This is a genomic window from Mesorhizobium sp. M7A.F.Ca.US.014.04.1.1 (genome assembly GCF_003998745.1).
Lineage (GTDB): Bacteria > Pseudomonadota > Alphaproteobacteria > Rhizobiales > Rhizobiaceae > Mesorhizobium > Mesorhizobium ciceri.
Window position 1 is genome coordinate 1 of the sequence record NZ_RZRW01001093.1, and the last position, 1,095, is coordinate 1,095.

The following is a 1,095-nucleotide window of genomic DNA, read 5'->3' on the forward strand; positions in this document are numbered from 1 at the left end:
GCCGAGGCCAGCGCCCAGCGCACCAAGATCGAGGGCGATCCGGCCAAGCCCGGCGACAAGACCGCCGAAACGCAGGTGCTCAAAATCAAAGCCGTGCCGCCTGTCGCGGCACCGCTCGAGCCACTGGCAAAGGACGCGACCAGTAAACAGGCCGCGAACCCTGCCACGGCATTGGCCGGCGAGACCAAATCGGACGGCACCAAGGCCGCGGTAGCGAAGGCTGAGCCTGAGGCGCAAAAGGCCGTCCAGCCCGACATCGGGGAGAAGGCACCAACCGCTGCTGCCGTGAAGGCAGCGGCCGACGTCAAGCGGCAGTTGGCCGATGCTTTCAAGCCTGGCGACAAGCTGCACGACGGCGTCTCGGTCGAAGCCACCGACAAGGGCGTCGTCATCTCGATCACCGATCAGCTCGACTTCGGCATGTTCGAGGTCGGCTCGGCGTTGCCGAGACGCGAACTGGTGCTGGCAATGGAGAAGATCGGCCGCATCGTCAACAGCCAGAAGGGCACCATCAGCATCAACGGCCACACCGATGCCCGGCCGTTCCGCAGCGACAGCTACGACAATTGGCGGCTGTCGACGGCGCGCGCGCATTCCGCGTACTACATGCTCGTGCGCGGCGGCGTCGACGAACGCCGCATCACCGAGGTCGCCGGTTTCGCTGCAACTCATCCAGGACCGCATAGCCGCCGGGGATCATGCCGCCCTGCCGATGCAGGCCAAGCTGCTCGAGATGACGGATACGCGCCTGCGCGCGGCGAATGCCGAGGACTACAAGGATCCCAAGAATTTTCGGGCCCTGCTTGTCTACGGCATGAGCGGCGGCAACCCGGTGACCGTCGAAGCGGCCACGTCGCGCGCTACGGCGGACCCGCAAAGCCTTGCCATCGCCAAAGGCGTGATTGAGTACCTCAACGGCCGGCCCGGCAAGGCTATCGAAGCCTTGAGGCCGATCGATCCCATGGCGCTGCCTCCGGATCTCGGCGCCTTCCTCGCTTTGGTCAAAGGCTCGCTGCTTGCCGGCGATCAACCGGCGACCGCACTCGGTCTGCTCGACGAGGCAAGATTGCTCAGCCCCGGCACGCTGGTCGAGGA

General features: G+C 65.8%; 1 protein-coding gene and 1 pseudogene. Both read left to right on the forward strand.

Annotation, left to right across the window (positions count from 1 at the left end):
- The coding region (locus EOA22_RS34730) for an OmpA family protein (RefSeq protein ID WP_245478775.1) at positions 1 to 906 on the forward strand (906 nt) is incomplete at its 5' end.
- Positions 899 to 1,095, forward strand: a pseudogene (locus tag EOA22_RS39355) (chemotaxis protein MotC); the annotation flags it as partial. The gene EOA22_RS34730 and the pseudogene EOA22_RS39355, both read left to right, overlap by 8 nt.